General features: G+C 60.1%; 12 protein-coding genes and 1 pseudogene. 5 read left to right on the top strand and 8 right to left on the bottom strand.

Annotation, left to right across the window (positions count from 1 at the left end; genetic code table 11):
- Positions 1-112 precede the first annotated feature (112 nt).
- Together HCK86_RS19530 and HCK86_RS19535 are read left to right on the top strand one after the other, a co-directional pair.
- On the top strand, positions 113-997 hold the full coding sequence (locus HCK86_RS19530; protein WP_176086256.1) for an MBL fold metallo-hydrolase: 885 nt from the start codon (positions 113-115) through the stop codon (positions 995-997).
- Between the two features lie 43 nt (positions 998-1,040).
- A complete protein-coding gene (locus HCK86_RS19535; protein ID WP_176086163.1) occupies positions 1,041-1,376 on the top strand; it encodes a TIGR01244 family sulfur transferase in 336 nt (111 codons plus the stop codon).
- Here the strand turns inward: HCK86_RS19535 and HCK86_RS19540 are convergent, their stop codons facing one another.
- Positions 1,377-2,192, bottom strand: coding sequence for a molybdopterin-synthase adenylyltransferase MoeB (locus HCK86_RS19540; RefSeq protein WP_176086164.1), 816 nt, complete (start codon positions 2,190-2,192; stop codon positions 1,377-1,379).
- Positions 2,193-2,267: 75 nt separating this feature from the next.
- Between HCK86_RS19540 and HCK86_RS19545 the strand changes: the two genes are divergently transcribed.
- A complete protein-coding gene (locus HCK86_RS19545; protein WP_176086257.1) occupies positions 2,268-2,477 on the top strand; it encodes a SlyX family protein in 210 nt (69 codons plus the stop codon).
- A 3-nt stretch (positions 2,478-2,480) separates the two neighbouring features.
- On the opposite strand, the gene recF is transcribed toward HCK86_RS19545, so the two are convergent.
- The 7 genes and pseudogenes from recF to HCK86_RS19580 form a co-directional block, all read right to left on the bottom strand.
- A complete protein-coding gene (gene recF / locus HCK86_RS19550) occupies positions 2,481-3,599 on the bottom strand; it encodes a DNA replication/repair protein RecF (RefSeq protein WP_176086165.1) in 1,119 nt (372 codons plus the stop codon).
- Between the two features lie 538 nt (positions 3,600-4,137).
- Positions 4,138-5,001, bottom strand: coding sequence for a hypothetical protein (locus HCK86_RS19555; RefSeq protein ID WP_176086166.1), 864 nt, complete (start codon positions 4,999-5,001; stop codon positions 4,138-4,140).
- Between the two features lie 329 nt (positions 5,002-5,330).
- Complete coding sequence (locus HCK86_RS19560; protein WP_176086167.1) at positions 5,331-5,921, bottom strand: hypothetical protein; 591 nt, start codon at positions 5,919-5,921, stop codon at positions 5,331-5,333.
- Positions 5,922-6,374: 453 nt separating this feature from the next.
- Entirely contained in the window at positions 6,375-7,514 is a 1,140-nt protein-coding gene (dnaJ, locus tag HCK86_RS19565) for a molecular chaperone DnaJ (protein ID WP_176086168.1), read from the bottom strand.
- A 90-nt stretch (positions 7,515-7,604) separates the two neighbouring features.
- Positions 7,605-9,533, bottom strand: a pseudogene (dnaK, locus tag HCK86_RS19570) (molecular chaperone DnaK); the annotation flags it as partial.
- A 193-nt stretch (positions 9,534-9,726) separates the two neighbouring features.
- Entirely contained in the window at positions 9,727-11,895 is a 2,169-nt protein-coding gene (locus HCK86_RS19575; protein ID WP_176086170.1) for a transglycosylase domain-containing protein, read from the bottom strand.
- A gap of 191 nt (positions 11,896-12,086) precedes the next feature.
- The gene (locus tag HCK86_RS19580) at positions 12,087-13,472 is read right to left on the bottom strand and encodes a M20/M25/M40 family metallo-hydrolase (RefSeq protein WP_176086171.1); all 1,386 of its coding nucleotides are present in this window, start codon (positions 13,470-13,472) and stop codon (positions 12,087-12,089) included.
- A 481-nt stretch (positions 13,473-13,953) separates the two neighbouring features.
- On the opposite strand from HCK86_RS19580, the gene polA reads away from it, so the two are divergent.
- Complete coding sequence (gene polA / locus HCK86_RS19585; protein WP_176086172.1) at positions 13,954-16,932, top strand: DNA polymerase I; 2,979 nt, start codon at positions 13,954-13,956, stop codon at positions 16,930-16,932.
- A 31-nt stretch (positions 16,933-16,963) separates the two neighbouring features.
- Positions 16,964-17,308: a multidrug efflux SMR transporter gene (locus tag HCK86_RS19590; protein ID WP_176086258.1), complete on the top strand. Its 345-nt coding sequence runs from the start codon at positions 16,964-16,966 to the stop codon at positions 17,306-17,308.
- The last annotated feature ends 15 nt before the right edge of the window (positions 17,309-17,323 follow it).

Genomic DNA, 17,323 nt, shown 5'->3' on the forward strand with positions numbered 1-17,323 from the left:
ACACGACCTGCCATTGGCAATTGACAAATTCATAAATTCGTATATACGAATTACAGTAAATATGGACGGCTTCCTGACCGACCTGTCCAGAAGGAGACCCTTCTTGCGCGAAATGCTTCCCTTTACACCGGATCTCTCCGAAACCGCTGCGGTTGAGCCCTTTTTTGATGCGGCCACCAACACGGTGACCTATGTGGTCGCCGATCCGAAGACCGGTGCCTGCGCCGTGATCGACAGCGTGCTCGACATCGACTATGCCGCCGGCCGGATTTCGAGCGACAGTGCCGACCGGGTGATCGCCTTTGTCCGGGAGAAGGGGCTTCGTGTTGAGTGGATCATCGAGACCCATGTCCATGCCGATCACCTTTCGGCGGCGCCCTATATTCAGCAACATCTGGGCGGCAAGCTCGGTATCGGCGCCCGGATTATCGAGGTGCAGGATGTTTTCGGCAAGATTTTCAACGAAGGCACGGAATTCCAGCGCGATGGCTCGCAGTTTGATCGTCTGTTCGAAGATGGAGACAGCTACACGATCGGTGGATTGACGGCTCATGTGATGCACACGCCGGGGCACACACCCGCCTGCATGACGCATGTGATCGGCGATGCCGCCTTTGTGGGTGACACGCTGTTCATGCCGGATGGCGGTTCGGCGCGGGCCGATTTTCCCGGTGGTGATGCGCGCGCGCTCTACCGCTCCATCATGCGCGTCCTGTCCCTGCCGGATGCGGTGCGGCTGTTCATCTGCCATGATTACGGCCCCAACGGACGGGCGATTGCCTGGGAAACCACGGTTGGCGAGGAACGCCGCGCCAATATCCATGTGGGTGAGGGGATGGATGAAGAGGCCTTTGTGGCGCTGCGCGAGGCGCGCGACAGAACGCTTGCCATGCCGCGCCTGATCCTGCCCTCGCTGCAGGTCAACATGCGCGCCGGCCAGGTGCCGAAAGACAAGGATGGAAGACCAATGCTCAAGGTGCCGCTCAACGCATTTTGAGCACGGGCAGAAACGCCGCCGGATGCGGCACAGGAGTGAAACGATGCATGCACGTCCCGTCACCCACAATTATCATGTCACTGGACAGCTGAAGCCAGCTGATATGGCCGAAGTCGCCAAGGCCGGCTATGAGGCCGTGATCTGCATGCGACCGGATGGCGAAGGCTTCTTTCAGCCGAAATTTGCCGATGTCGAGACTGCGGCCAAATCTCAGGGTCTGAAGGTCTTCTATCTGCCTGTTGGCGGAACGTCCTCGCCCATTACCCAGGCCCCGAAGCTGAAAGCGATCCTGAAGGAGGTTCAGGGTCCGGTTCTGGCCTATTGTGCGTCCGGCGGGCGTTGCGCCAGTCTCTATCAGCTGGCCCAGCAGGCGGGTTGATCACCTTGGCGTTTCGCGGCGGCGATAGCTGATCGTGTCAAAGCGGGCCGAGAGCGCATCATAAAGCAGCAGCCTGCCGATCAGCGGTTCGCCGGCGCCGGTGACAAGCTTGATCGCCTCCATGGCCATCAGCGTGCCGATAACCCCGGTCGCCGCCCCGAGAATGCCGGCCTCGGCACAGGATGGCACAAGGCCGGCTGGCGGTTTTTCCGGAAAAATATCGCGGTAGCCGGGCAAAAGCCCGCCATCATGCGCCTTCTCATAAGGCTTCAGCACCGTCAGGGATCCATCGAAACGGCCGACAGCTCCGCTCACAAGCGGGATCTGCGCCTGTTCTGCAGCATCGGCGGCCAGATAGCGCGTGTCGAAATTGTCCGAGCCATCGATCAGCAGGTCGAAGCCGGAGAGCATGTTCGCCGCATTGCCGGCGGAGAGCCGCGTGTGGAATTGCCGGCAGGTCACATGCGGATTGAGCCGGGCGATGGCGGCGCGGGCGCTTTCCGTTTTTTCCGCACCGATCATGTCGGAGGAATGGATCACCTGGCGCTGCAGATTGGATAGGCTGACGCGATCGTCGTCGACAATGCCGAGCGTGCCAATGCCGGCGGCGGCAAGATAAAGCAGCACCGGCGCTCCAAGCCCGCCAGCGCCGATCACCAGCACACGGGCCCGTTTCAGTGCCTGCTGGCCAGGGCCGCCGATCTCCGGCAGCACGATGTGGCGGGCATAGCGTTCAATCTCTTCGTCGGACAGGAATTCGCTCATCATGGGGCGAAGATGGCGGTTTTGCGCCGTTTTGCAAGCCCTGCTTGACATCGCCTGTTGAGGAACGGAAGAAAGAGCCTGGAACGGTTCGGACTGAAGCAGGAGCGTTCTGCGGCAAGGAGGCCACTGATGACTGAGAACGACCGGATAACCCAGCTTGAGGAAGTGGTGGCACATCAGTCGAACACGATCGAGGAACTGTCGGAACAGATTGCCGAACAGTGGCGCGTGATCGAAGGGCTGAAGCGGCAGGCCGAGGCCTTGACGGAAGGTTTCCTGGCGCTTGAGGAGCAGGCGCTGGAACGGCCATCCGTGGCACCGCCGCCGCATTACTGAGGCTCAGTCCGCCACAACGCCACCGTCATTCACCTGAAAGAATTGTCCATTGTCGCCGATGGCCGCGAACAATGCCCGGTCGGTGCCGGTCATGAAGGCCTGGCCGCCGATCTCGTCGATCATGGTAAAAAGGGCGGCCCTGCGATTGCTGTCCAGATGGGCGGCGACCTCATCAAAAAGCATGATGGGCGGATGGCCGGAAATCCGTCGCGTGAGCCGCGCATGGGCAAGCACAAGGCCGAGCAGCAGGGCTTTCTGTTCGCCGGTCGAACCAAGGGCGGCCTCGATTTCCTTCTGGGCGTGGTAAACAATCAGATCCGAGCGATGCGGACCATCAAGCGTTCGTCCGGCCGCCGCATCACGGCGTCGTCCCTCTTCCAGCATGACACTGTAGCGGTCCTCCAGATCAATGGCCGGCGCCTGGATGTCGTCGGCAAAAAAACCGGTCAGGCTGGTGCGGGGCGCGGGGAAGGGGGTATCCACCTCACTGACAAGGGCGGTCAGCAGCGACAAGAGCTCGCGCCGGGCGACCGCCATGGCAATGCCCAGGGATGCCATCTGGTGCTCCAGACCGGAAAGCCATGCCGGATCGAACCGTCCCTCCGAAAGCAGCCTGTTGCGGCTGCGCATGGCCTTTTCAAAATCCGTGACGCGCCGCCCATGGGTCGGGTCGATCGCCAGCACCATGCGGTCGAGAAACCGGCGCCGTTCGGCTGCCTGACCGGTAAAAAGCCCGTCCATGGCCGGCGTCAGCCAGATCACGCGCAAGTGTTCCAGCAGGTCCTCGGTGCTTGCAGCCGGTGCACCATTGATGCGTAATTTCCGTGCCGAGCCTTCCGCACCATCCGTACCGGTGCCGATCGAGACCGCGCCGGCCATGCCATCAAGGGTGGCGAAGACGGAAAAGCCGGCCTCGGCACCCTGCCGGCCGATCTGGGCATAGGTCGCCCGTCGCAGGCCGCGGCCCGGCGAAAGCAGGGAAACGGCTTCAAGCAGGTTGGTCTTGCCGGCACCATTATTGCCGGTGAGAACAACATGGCGGCCGTCAAGCTGCAGGCCCGCTTGCCGGTAATTGCGGAAATCGGTCAGTTTGAGACTGCTAAGGCAGATATCTGCTGGCATAAGGCGACGTGCACTTTCGGAATCGGTTCCCCCTCTTAGCGCATCGGCCCAGAAATCGGAATCGCTTTTCAAAAAGCGCAATGCGAAGGCGCAACGTCCCGGCAACCCGCCTTAACCCGCAAGAAGGCCCGATGAAGGCTCTCTCGCCGGGTCTGATCGATAGGACACAGCCTGCCTGCCTGACGTGGCACCTGTCCGGTTTGCTGGCGATTCCTGTTCCGCATCAGGCTGACAGATGCGCGGAAAAGATGGGCTTGGACCACCTCAGAAGGGTGCGAGAAGGCAAACAGGATCGCGATACAGCAATCGGCCGAGGCTGATGCGCTGGCTACTGTCGAAGCCGGGCCGGGCGCAGCGAACGGTCAAGGTCGGCGGACGAACGGTTCCAATTCCGGGGACGGTGCCGCGCTGGCACAGGCCCCCCGCATTTTCCGTAGCGTAGCTGTTAACGTCTTTCCGCCTGGGCGGCAACGTTCGATGGTCTGCCCGCGAAGGCGCCGATCCAGTTCAGGCGGCCGAGTCGCATCCCCCTTGATTTTCAGGTGGGAGATACCGAGGTTGGGACCTCTAACTCAATGGTCGGCGTTATGATCGGCGTTATGATGGGTGTTATGACGGGTGTTTCGTCGGGTGTTGCTTCGGCTGTTTGATCCTGATTCTCACTCTGAGCCTGTTGCGATGTGCCCGGCACGGTCTTGCCATCGGCTGTGTCATTGCTGCTGTTTCCTGACGAACTTTCACTACTGTCAGTTCCGCCGCTCTCAGTCGAGCCGCCGGAGGTCGAACTGCCCCCTGTTGTGCCGGAACTTGGGCCTCCCCCTTCCGGCGAACCTGCTCCGCCGACACTTCCCGCGAAGTCGTCGCCTTCATTGTTCGGTGTCAGATTTCCCCCCGTTGTTCCCAATGCGTTATCGATAGCGGCATTGAGGGCCGCATTGACAGCATCTAGGTGGGACGCCGTGATTGTCACACTGATCGCATTTGCGACTGAACCTCTCGTACCGGGAGGGGCGGCCTGAAGGGCCGCCTGGGCAACCAAGCCCCTGTTCATCGCGGGCGTGGCAGCGACGGCCGCTTTCGTGATCTGGACAGCGGCGCCCGGATAGGCCGTGATGAAGTCACGTGTAATCGCGGCCGCCGCGTTCGGGTTTGCAATGATGACGCGGGCCACCAGCACGGCAATATTGACGTTGGGGCGTCTTAGAAGCAACTGTTGCAAGGCCGTCTGACGTTGTGAATCAGGCATGTTCGCAAGTTGCACGATCAGACTTTCATCGGAGGTGAGGTCTTGTGCCGAAGCAATCCCGGTTCCAATGAATGAATAAGTATGACCTGTCAGCATCGGCATGGGTGCTGTCAGAAAAACAATAGCAACAGTACATGACAATGCGACTTTTCTCATTATGTCTCTCCAATATGTGACATTATGAAATTTTATAGTCTTTTATCACGTCGATTATTGAAAGTTAAATTACCTGTATAGAAAATATTGAATTTTTATAAAATTATATATACATGATATTGAATTTTTATACATGTATTGTATTGAGAGGAAACCATTAACACGAAAGTACAGAAAGATCTCCCACAGAGAAGGGGGGGCGGCTGTGCCTTGCAAAGGCCGGGGCGGAAGCGGGCAATAAAAAACCCGCCATTCGGCGGGTTTTTATTGCGCTATGTCAGGATATTCCAGCGCCCCCGCGAACGGGTTTCGGCGAGGAATGAAAATACTCAGCTCGGCGATGCAGCGGTGGAATCTCCGCTGTTATTGCTCGAGGACGCCGTGGAACCACTCACAGACGTTGTCGTGCTTGTGCCGTTCGCGGTGGTCGTCGTGGTCTGATTGCCCGTCGTCACCGAGGTCGCACCGGTCGTCTGATCGACAACAGTCGTCGTGCCGCCCGAAGTGGTCACGCTGACCGAGCGTGTTGCACTACCGCCGCCGCTGACCTGCGAGGCAGACTGGGTCGCAGCTGCAGCGGTCGTCGAGGTCAGGCTTGCTGCTGCCGGGGTCGAAGCTACCGAAGAGCTGGAGGCAACAGCGGCAACCGCACCAGCGACATCCGGAACGGAGAAGGTCGTGTTGGTTGCGGCTGAAATCTCAGCAACGGCTGCAGCAACAGCTGCCTGAACCTGTGCCGGTGTCGCGTTGACACCAAGCGCAGCAACCTTGGCTGCAATACGGCCAGCCAGAAGGCTCTGTGGCGTTGTTGCTGTCTGTGCGAATGCTGCAGTCGGTACGGCGACGCCCATCGCGGCCGTCGTACCAAGTGTCAGGGCAACGGCAGTTGCCGCAGCGTAGAATGACCGTGAAAGGGGCATCAGGGAACTCCTCTGTTTCTATCTTGTAAGATAGTCAAAACGCTATTTTAGTCAAAGCTCATATTTGGAAATTTCTGCTTTTATATCTATCAAGGCCTACCATCGCTTGTGAGTGTTGCGATGCAGCAACAGAAATTTGCCTTCCTCGTAAGACTTGGCCTTTAACTTACATGGCTTACCTGTATTTTCAAGTATCTGAAGTGCAATCAAATAGTGGTTTGCGCTAACAAAATCAGATTTTTCGTTCCGGGAAGGTTCTGATGCCGATTGATGACATCTGACTGATGTCATGGCGTTGCCAATACAGAGCCATAACTGCAGTGCAAGCGATGCAGCATTTGCTCATTTCGGGGGGGCAAGGATCGCGCCGGGAAAATGCCGGATTTCAGGCCAGTCGAGGTGCCAGGGGGGAGGGTGCCGCGCGCATTCGTGCATGAAACGCGCGGCATGAACTCATTCGGTGCCGAAGAAATCCTTCATCCGGGCGAAAAAGCCGTTCGACTCGGGGCTGTTTTCGCTGGAGGAGATCTCGGCGAATTCTTCCATCAGCTCACGCTGGCGCTTGGTCAACTTCTGCGGTGTTTCGACACGGACCTGAATATAGAGGTCGCCGCGCTGGGATGAGCGCAGCACCGGCATGCCCTTGCCCTTCAGGCGGAACTGCTTGCCGGTCTGGGTTCCTTCCGGCACGGCAACGCGGGACTTGGCTCCATCAAGTGTCGTGACCTCGAATTTGCCGCCAAGGGCTGCCTGGGTCATCGAAATCGGTATTACGCAGTGCAGATCGGCGCCATCGCGCTGGAAGAAGGGATGCGGCGTGACAGAGAGGAATATGTAGAGATCCCCTGAAGGGCCACCGCGCAGGCCTGCCTCACCCTCGCCTTGAAGGCGGATACGGGTTCCGTCCTCGATGCCGGCCGGAATATTGACGGACAGCGAGCGCTCCTGCATCACGCGGCCTTCGCCGCGGCATTTGGGGCAGGGGTCGGAAATGGTTTCGCCGCGGCCGTGGCAGGTCGGGCAGGTGCGTTCGACGGAGAAAAAGCCCTGGGCTGCACGCACGCGGCCCGCACCATGGCAGGTCGGGCAGGTGGTGGGCTTGGTGCCGGGCTTGGCACCGGAGCCCGAACATTCGTCGCAGACGATCGAGGTCGGAACCCGGATCTGCGCCGCTTTGCCCTCGAAGGCTTCCTCAAGGGTGATTTCCATATTGTAGCGCAGGTCCGCGCCACGTTCGCGGCCGCCGGAAGAGCGTCGGCCGCGTGCGCCACCCATCATCTCGCCGAATATATCTTCGAAAATATCAGAGAAACCGCCAGCGCCCGAGAAGCCGCCTGCACCAAAGCCCCCGGCGCCCGGGCCGCCATTTTCAAAGGCAGCATGGCCGAAACGGTCATAGGCCGCACGTTTTTGCGGGTCCTTCAGCGTTTCATAGGCTTCGTTGATTTCCTTGAACTTCTTCTCGGCGTCGGGATTATCCGGATTCTTGTCCGGGTGATACTTCATTGCAAGTTTGCGGAAAGCGCTCTTCAGCTCCTTTTCGTCGGCCGTCTTGGCGACGCCGAGCGTTTCGTAATAATCCGCTTTTGCCATAAAGGTCCCAACCTCTTTATAGGAATGTCCGGCCGCGAATGCGCGGCCGGGCTTGTAGTGATGTGATGTTATCCTGTCAGATCAGGATGCTCAGGCCGACTTCTTCTTGTCGTCGTCGTCGCTGACATCTTCGAAATCGGCATCGACAACATCGCTGTCGGCATCCTTCTGGGCGTCAGCCGAGGCCTGTGCAGTCTCATCAGCCTGCTGGGCTTCATAGATGGCCTGGCCAAGCTTCATGGACGCTTCCATCAGCGTCTGGGTCTTGGCCTGCAGGTCGTCGGCATCCGGCGTTTCGGCAGCAATGGCTTCCTTCAGTGCATCGATGGCACTCTGGATGGCATTGCGGTCGTCTTCGGAGACCTTGTCACCATGTTCTGCCAGCGATTTCTCGCTGGAGTGAACAAGGCTTTCGGCCTGGTTCTTGGCTTCAACACCGGCACGACGCTTCTTGTCTTCCTCGGCGTGCGATTCGGCATCCTTGACCATCTGGTCGATGTCGGCGTCGGAGAGGCCACCCGAAGCCTGAATGCGGATCTGCTGCTCCTTGCCCGTGCCCTTGTCCTTGGCCGAAACCTGGACAATGCCGTTGGCGTCGATATCGAAGGTCACTTCGATCTGCGGAACGCCGCGCGGCGCCGGCGGCAGGCCGACGAGGTCGAACTGGCCGAGGATCTTGTTGTCGGCAGCCATTTCACGCTCGCCCTGGAAGACGCGGATCGTCACGGCCGACTGGTTGTCCTCGGCGGTCGAGAAGACCTGGGACTTCTTGGTCGGGATCGTGGTGTTGCGGTCGATCAGGCGGGTGAACACGCCACCCAGCGTTTCAATGCCGAGCGACAGCGGGGTCACGTCGAGCAGCAGAACGTCCTTGACGTCGCCCTGCAGGACGCCGCCCTGGATCGCAGCGCCGAGCGCCACGACTTCGTCCGGGTTAACACCCTTATGCGGCTCCTTGCCGAACAGCTGCTTGACGGTTTCCTGAACCTTGGGCATGCGGCTCATGCCACCGACCAGAACCACTTCGTCGATCTCGCTGGCGGAGACGCCGGCATCCTTGAGCGCTGCCTTGCACGGATCGATGGTGCGCTTGACGAGATCCTCGACAAGGCTTTCGAACTTGGCGCGGGTCAGCTTCAGCGTCAGATGCTTCGGACCGGAAGCATCAGCCGTGATGAAGGGCAGGTTGACTTCGGTCTGCTGCGACGAGGACAGCTCGATCTTGGCCTTTTCGGCGGCTTCCTTCAGGCGCTGCAGAGCCAGCTTGTCGGATGTCAGGTCAATGCCGTTGTCCTTCTTGAACTCGGCAGCCAGATATTCGACCAGACGCATGTCGAAGTCTTCACCACCGAGGAAGGTGTCGCCGTTGGTGGACTTCACTTCGAACACGCCGTCGCCGATTTCGAGGATCGACACGTCAAAGGTACCGCCGCCAAGGTCATAGACCGCGATGGTCTTGCCGTCATTCTTGTCGAGACCGTAGGCGAGCGCTGCTGCGGTCGGCTCGTTGATGATGCGCAGCACTTCAAGGCCGGCAATCTTGCCTGCATCCTTGGTGGCCTGACGCTGGGCGTCGTTGAAGTAGGCGGGAACCGTGATGACAGCCTGCTCAACCTTCTCGCCGAGATAGGCTTCTGCGGTTTCCTTCATCTTCTGAAGGATCATCGCGGAAATCTGCGAGGGGGAGTAGGGCTTGCCGGCAGCTTCGACCCATGCATCGCCATTGTCGCCGCGCACGATCTGGTAGGGAACCAGGCCCTTGTCCTTGGTCACGGTCGGATCGTCGAAACGACGGCCGATCAGGCGCTTGACGGCAAACAGCGTGTTCGTCGGGTTGGTGACGGCCTGACGCTTTGCCGGCTGGCCGACAAGACGTTCGCCATCATCGGAAAAACCGACCATGGACGGCGTCGTGCGGGCGCCTTCTGAATTTTCGATCACCTTCGCGTCCTTGCCATCCATGATGGCGACGCAGGAGTTGGTGGTTCCGAGGTCGATACCAATTACTTTTGCCATTTTTCGCTGTCTCCTTGTAGCAGGCCATCAGAACCCGTCAGGCATTCAATGGATGGCCCCTTGAGCTATGGTCTTAAACGATTACGCGGCGAAATCACCGTTGTGAGCGCTATATAATGAGCGAAAAAACGCTCTGCAAGGCACGTTCAATGGGTGATAACGGCATTTGCATGGCTTTTCTTGCTGCAAGCCGTTCTCAGCCGCCTCCCAGAAGCTGCAACCAGCCGCCTGAACGGCGGGCAGGCTGCGGCTGGTCCTGTCCGACATCGCCCGGTGGCACCGGCATGGCCTGGCCATTTTGCGATGGCGAACCCGGCGCCGGGGCGGTTTGCTGGCTGTTGCCGGACAGCTTTCCGAGAAGATCGCTGAGCGTTGTCGTTCCGCTATTGTCGCTGCCGGCAACGGCCGGAGCGCTCGAGGGCTCGATCAGTCTGCCACCGCCATAAAGCGGTTTGGGCGTCAGGCCCTTATGGGCGGCTGCCATGAAATTATGCCAGGTTTCCGCCGGCAAGGTGCCGCCTGTCACGCCCTTCATCGGACTGTTGTCATCATTGCCAAGCCAGACGCCAGCCGTCAGATTCGACGTGAAGCCGACGAAAAGCGCATCGCGGGAGGACTGCGTCGTGCCGGTTTTGCCGGCCACCTGCCAGCCGTCGATGGCGGCCTTGCGGCCGGTGCCTTCGGTGACGACATGCATCAGCATGCCGTCCATATTCGCAGCCACTTCCGGGGCGAGGACACGCGGCGGGGCGCCGAAATCTGCCTTGTAGAGCGATTTGCCCGATGAGGTTTCAATCGAACTGACGAGATAGGGCGTCGCCTTGTAGCCGCCATTCATGAAGGCGGTATAGGCGCTGGTCAGCTCCATCAGTGTCACTTCCGAGGTGCCGAGCGCGATCGAGGCATTGGGAGCGATATCGGACTCGATGCCCAGCCGGTGGGCCAGCTTGACCACATGGTCGGGGCCGGCCTCCATCACCAGCTGCGCGGCGATCGTGTTGACGGAATGGGCCAGTGCTTCGGTCAGCGTGATCGGGCCTTCATAGGTCTTTTCATAATTTTCCGGTGTCCAGTCGCCAATCTTGATCGGCGCATCGTTGCGCACCGAATCGGGCCAGTCGCCGATTTCCAGCGCCGAGGCGTAGACAAAGGGCTTGAAGGCGGAGCCGGGCTGGCGTCTGGCGGTGGCTGCGCGGTTATACTGGCTCTTGGCATAGTCGCGTCCGCCGACGACGGCGCGCACCGCACCGGTTGCATCAACCGCCACCAGAGCGCCCTGGCTGACGCGATATTTCTGCCCCTTGCTGTCGAGCGTATTCTGGATCGCCTCTTCGCCGGCCTTTTCCAGATGCGGGTCAATGGTCGTGTGGACAATGATGTCGCCCTTCACATCGCCGATCAGGTCGGGCAGATCGGACATCACCATGTCGGCGGCATAATGCTGCGCGCCGGACCAGTAGCTCGGTGCCTTGGTCGGCTTGCGCGCCATGGCGGCCGTCATGTCCTCGTCATCAATCATGCCCTGATCATGCATGGCCGTCAGAACCACCTGGGCCCGGTCCTCGGCCGCCTTCGGGTCATGGGCCGGCGACAGGCGAGAGGGGGCCTTGACGAGACCGGCGAGAAGCGCGGCCTCGCCCAGGGTGACATCGCTTGCGGATTTGTGGAAATAACGCTGGGAGGCTGCTTCCACGCCATAGGCGCCTGAGCCGAAATAGACGCGGTTGAGATAGAGTTCGAGGATCTGGTCCTTGGTGAACTTGGTTTCGAGCCAGACGGCGAGCAGCACTTCCTGCACCTTGCGCTCCAGCGTGCGGTCCGGTGACAGGAACAGGTTTTTCGCCAGCTGCTGCGTCAGTGTCGAACCGCCCTGCACGGTATGGCCGGAAATCAGATTGGTCACCAGTGCGCGGGCGAGACCGATCGGATCGATGGCGAAGTGTGAATAGAAGCGCTTGTCTTCGATGGCGACGATGGCTTCGGGAATATAGGGCGACATGTCCGAAAGCGGCACAGCCTCGCCGCCGGTCACGCCGCGATTGGCGATCAGCGAGCCGTCGACGGCGACGATCTTGACATTGGGCGGTCGCTCCGGAATGGCCCAGGTCGAGGCCGAGGGCATCTGCGCACCGTAATAGATGACAATGCCGGCAACGGCGACCACGCACCAGACGGCGGCAATGGCACCCCAGTAGAGCACAAACCGTGCGGTACGGGTGATCGGCCCCCTGCTCGTCTTGCGGCGGGCGCTGCTCTTCTTGCTCTTGCCTTTGCCCGAACCTGTGCTGCGCCGCTGTGGCGGCGTCTTGTCATTGTCGAACAGGGAGGGCTCGTGCTTGATGCGCGTTTTTTTCTTTCCCGCCATAAGGCCTCGTATCCATCCTCGTCATTGGTCAGCTGATGCGATCATAGCTCGCGCGGCTTTAAGGCCCTGTTAAGGCGTGCTGGTGATCGGCTGTGAACAAATGATCCATTCGGGATGAATGTAAGATGAAGGGCGGCGGCACATTTCCGGTGCCGCCGCCCCTGATCTGTCCGTTCAGGCCACGTTTTGCCTCAGCTGGCCAGTGCGGCCAGAATGCGGATCCACGAACGGATGCCCTTGTGGAAGGAATTCAGCTCGTATTTCTCGTTCGGCGAATGGATGCGGTCGTCGTTGAGGCCGAAGCCGACCAGCAGCGAATCCATGCCCAGCTTCTGGAAATCCCCGACGATCGGGATTGATCCGCCCATGCCAATGACCACGGCGGGCTTCGGCCATTCGTCGCTGAGCGCCACCTGTGCCTTTTTCAGGAAAGGCGCATCGTAATCGAGATGAATGGCAGGCGAACCGCCATGCGGGTTGAATGTCACCGAGCAGTCGCCGGGGATTTTCGATTGCACATAGGCGCGGAAGCTTTCGCGGATCTTGGCCGGATCCTGACTGCCGACGAGGCGGAAGGAGACCTTGGCAGACGCCTTGGCTGCGATCACGGTCTTGAAGCCTTCGCCGGTATAGCCGCCGGTGATGCCGTTGACCTCGGCCGTCGGCCGGGTCCAGGTCAGTTCCAGCACGGAGCGGCCCTTTTCGCCGGAGGGGATCGCCAGGCCGATCTCGCCGAGGAAGCGCTGATCGGTTTCCCCGAGGCTTTCCCAGCCCTGCTTGATCTGTTCCGGGGTTTCCTCGACGCCGTCATAAAAGCCGGGCAGGGTCACGCGGCCGGTCTCATCGTGAAGGCCGGCAAGGATATCGGCGAGAATATGGATCGGATTGGCGGCCGCCCCTCCGAAAAAGCCGGAATGCAGATCGCGGTCGGCGGCGGTGATGACCACTTCGTCGCCGACGAGGCCGCGCAGCGAGGCGGCAATGGCCGGGGTTTCGCGATCCCACATGCCGGTGTCGCAGACGAGCGCAAAATCGGCCTTGATCAGATCGGCATGGTCTCTCAGGAAGGCCGGAAGCGACGGCGAGCCGGATTCTTCCTCACCTTCGAACATGATGGTGACCTTGACCGGCAGCGTTTCGCCTTCCTCGCGATAGGCCCTGAGCGCTTGCAGGAAGGTCATCAGCTGGCCCTTGTCGTCGGAGGTGCCGCGGCCGGTCAGGATCTTGTGGCCGGGCTCGACTTCCTTGACCTTCGGGTCGAAGGGATCGTCATTCCACAGATCAATCGGATCGACCGGCTGAACGTCATAGTGGCCGTAAAAAAGCACATGCGGTGCCCCCTCGGGAGGCTCGGGGCTGTTGGCAATCACCATCGGGTGGCCGGCGGTCGGAACGGTTTGTGCGGTAAAGCCCAGTGTCTTCAGTTCGCCGACAAGCCAGTCTGCTGCCTTGGCGCAATCGGCCTTGTAGGCCGGATCGGTCGAAATCGAGGGAATGCGCAGGAGCTCGAACAGCTTGTCGAGGCTGGAAGGAAGGTTGCTGTCGGCACGCGCCAGAAGCGCGGAAAGATCGGTCATGTCATGCCTCGGTCATATCCAGAAGAGACGGGATTCGTCGCGCCGACCATAGGCATTTTTATCGGCTGAGGAAACCGCTTTCACCAGCTGAAACCACATGCGGGGCCAGGCAGAGGGGTGACAGCTACAGTCAGATATCGTGATGGGAGAGAATGGAAATGCCGCCATGGCCTGGAGGGGGACGAGCCATGGCGGCGTTTTATGGGATAAAGGCCGGAGAGGGGGGATGGAGCCTTTATCCTTGTCTGAAGAGGCGGGGGACGGGCCTCGTTCAGGCATCGGCGTGATCAATCGCCGCTGGGTTCTAAATGTACTTCGAATTGTGTCGATTCAAGGGACGATTTCGCCCCGTTCGATTACAAATCAGTAATCTATGCTTATTTCTTTATCGCAAAGACCTATCATGATTGTCGGGGGGATTCCCCCTGTCTCAAGGCATTGCGGATGGACCTTTTTGAGCGGTCGGGTTATGGCTTCCAGCATGAAGAAGAACGATCACATTTTCCTGATAGACGGTTCGGGTTTCATCTTCCGGGCCTTTCATGCCTTGCCACCGCTGACGCGCAAGCCAGACGGCCTGCCGGTCGGCGCGGTATCCGGCTTCTGCAACATGCTCTGGAAGCTTTTGACGGCGGCCCGTGACACCTCGGTCGGTGTCACGCCGACCCACCTGGCGGTGATCTTCGACTTTTCTTCCCAGACCTTCCGCAAGGAGATCTATCCGGACTACAAGGCGCATCGGCCGCCGCCGCCGGAAGACCTCGTGCCGCAATTCGCGCTGATCCGCGAGGCAACCCGGGCCTTCAATCTGCCCTGCATCGAGATGGAAGGTTTCGAGGCCGACGACATCATCGCTACCTATTGTGACCTGGCCGTTGCCGCCGGCGCCGAAGCCACGATCATTTCCTCCGACAAGGATCTGATGCAGCTCGTAGGGCCGCAGGTGCACATGTATGACGGCATGAAGGACAAGCAGATCGGCGTTGCCGAGGTGATCGAGAAATGGGGCGTGCCACCGGAAAAGATGATCGACCTGCAGTCGCTGACGGGTGATGCGGTCGATAATGTTCCCGGCGTTCCCGGTATCGGACCAAAGACTGCGGCGACGCTTCTGGAAGAGTTCGGCGATCTCGATACGCTGCTTGAAAAGGCCGACACCATCAAGCAGACCAAACGCCGTGAGAACATCATCGCCAATCGTGATCTGGTGAAGATTTCCCGGCAGCTGGTGACGCTGAAGCGCGATTGCCCGGTGCCGGTCGCGCTCGACGATCTGGCGCTGGAAGCGCAGGACGGACCGAAACTGGTTGCCTTCCTCAAGGCCATGGGGTTCACCTCGCTGACCCGGCGTGTCGCCGAGGTGACCGATACCGAGGCGGCGGAGATCGAAGCCGCCAGCGTCGATGTCGAATGGGGGGCGGATGCTCACGGACCGGATCTCGATCCGGGTGTGGCTGCAAAACCCGCGGATGAGGACGAAAAGCCTGCAGGCAAGGCATCCTCCGCAGCAGCGGTGGAGGGGGCGGAAACGCCATCCGCCTTTGCCGAAGCGCGGATGAAGCGCTTTGCCAGCCTGCCGATCGATCGTGAGGGCTATGTCGCAATCCGCGATCTTGACACGCTGAAGCAATGGGTGGCTGAGGCCAGGGAGCGCGGTCTTGTCGCCTTTGATACCGAGACGACATCGCTTGATGCCATGCAGGCGGAACTCGTTGGCTTTTCGCTGGCGCTTTATGATCCTCAGGCCAAGAGCGATGCGGCGCTGATCCGTGCGGCCTATGTGCCGCTTTCGCATAAATCCGGCACGGGCGACCTGCTCGGCGGCGGGTTGGTGGACGGCCAGATCCCGTTCGATGACGCGGTCGCTGTGCTGAAGGATCTTCTGGAGGACCGTTCTGTGCTGAAGATCGCGCAGAACCTCAAATATGATTATCTCGTCATGGCACGGCTCGGCATCGGGATCGAGAATTTCGACGACACGATGCTGATCTCCTATGCGCTGGATGCCGGGGACGGCAGCCATGGCATGGACGCGCTGTCGGAGCGTTTCCTCGGTCACACGCCGATCCCCTACAAGGATGTCGCCGGTACCGGCAAGGCCATGGTGACCTTCGATATGGTCGATATCACCCGTGCCACGGCTTATGCGGCGGAAGATGCCGATGTGACGCTGAGGCTCTGGCTGGTGCTGAAACCCCGCCTGGTGGCGGAAGGCGTGACCCGGGTCTATGAGCGGCTGGAACGGCCGCTGATGCCGGTTCTGGCGCGCATGGAAGCGCGCGGCATTTCGATCGACCGGCAGATCCTGTCCCGGCTTTCCGGCGAGCTTGCCCAGCGTGCAGCCTCTTTCGAAGACGAGATTTACGCACTGGCGGGCGAGAAATTCAATGTCGGCTCGCCCAAGCAGCTTGGCGAGATCCTGTTTGGCAAGCAGGGGCTTCCCGGAGGCAAGAAGACCAAGAGCGGCCAGTGGTCGACCTCGGCCCAGGTTCTCGAAGATCTGGCGGCCGAAGGCCATGATCTGCCGCGCAAGATTGTCGACTGGCGCCAGCTTACCAAGCTGAAATCGACCTATACCGATGCGCTGCCGGGTTTCATCAACCCTGAGACAAAGCGTGTTCACACCTCCTATTCGCTGGCCGCGACCACGACCGGGCGCCTGTCCTCGTCTGATCCCAACCTGCAGAATATTCCGGTTCGCACGGCGGAGGGCCGCAAGATCCGCACCGCCTTCATCGCCACGCCGGGGCACAAGCTTCTGTCGGCTGACTATAGCCAGATCGAGTTGCGGGTGCTCGCCCATGTCGCCGACATTCCGCAACTGAAACAGGCTTTCGCCGATGGGATCGACATTCATGCGATGACCGCATCGGAAATGTTCGGTGTGCCGGTCGAGGGCATGCCATCAGATGTGCGCCGCCGCGCCAAGGCGATCAATTTCGGTATCATCTACGGCATTTCCGCCTTCGGTCTTGCCAATCAGCTGTCGATCCCGCGCGGTGAGGCTGGGGATTATATCAAGCGCTATTTCGAGCGGTTCCCCGGCATTCGCGACTATATGGAAGCGACCAAGCAGGAGGCGCGCGACAAGGGCTATGTCGAGACGATCTTTGGCCGGCGTATCCATTATCCGGAAATCAGCTCTTCCAACCACCAGGTCCGAAGCTTCAACGAACGGGCCGCCATCAATGCACCAATCCAGGGCTCGGCCGCTGATATCATCCGCCGGGCGATGATCCGCATCGAGCCGGCAGTGGAAGAGGCCGGGCTTGCCGGTGATGCCGAGATGCTGCTGCAGGTGCATGACGAACTGATCTTCGAAGTGAAGAATGACGCCGTCGACAGGACCCGCGATCTGGTCGTCTCGGTGATGGAAGATGCCGCCATGCCGGCCATCTCCATGGCGGTTCCGCTGAAGGTGGATGCCCGTGCAGCGGATAACTGGGATGAGGCGCATTGATCGCGCGAAACAGGACAGGCGGTGAAAGATGATGAATCCGGTTCTGGTGGCTTATGGCGCGCTGGCGATTGCCATTATCTCCGAGGTGATCGGCTCGACGCTGTTGCAGAAGTCGGACGGGTTTACCCGGCTCCTGCCGACACTGGGCGTTGCCGTCTTCTACATCATCGCCTTCTTCCTGCTGTCGCAGGCGCTGAAGGCAATCCCGCTCGGGGTCGCCTATGCGATTTGGGCCGGGCTCGGTATCGTGCTGACGGCGGCGATCAGCGTTGTCTATCTGCGCCAGCCGCTTGATCTTGCCGGCATGATCGGCATTGCCATGATTGTCGGCGGTGTCGTGGTGATGAACCTGTTTTCCTCCACGGCCGGGCACTGAATGCGGCGCTCGGGC

It is taken from the genome of Martelella sp. HB161492 (assembly GCF_013184775.1).
Taxonomy (GTDB): Bacteria; Pseudomonadota; Alphaproteobacteria; order Rhizobiales; family Rhizobiaceae; genus Martelella.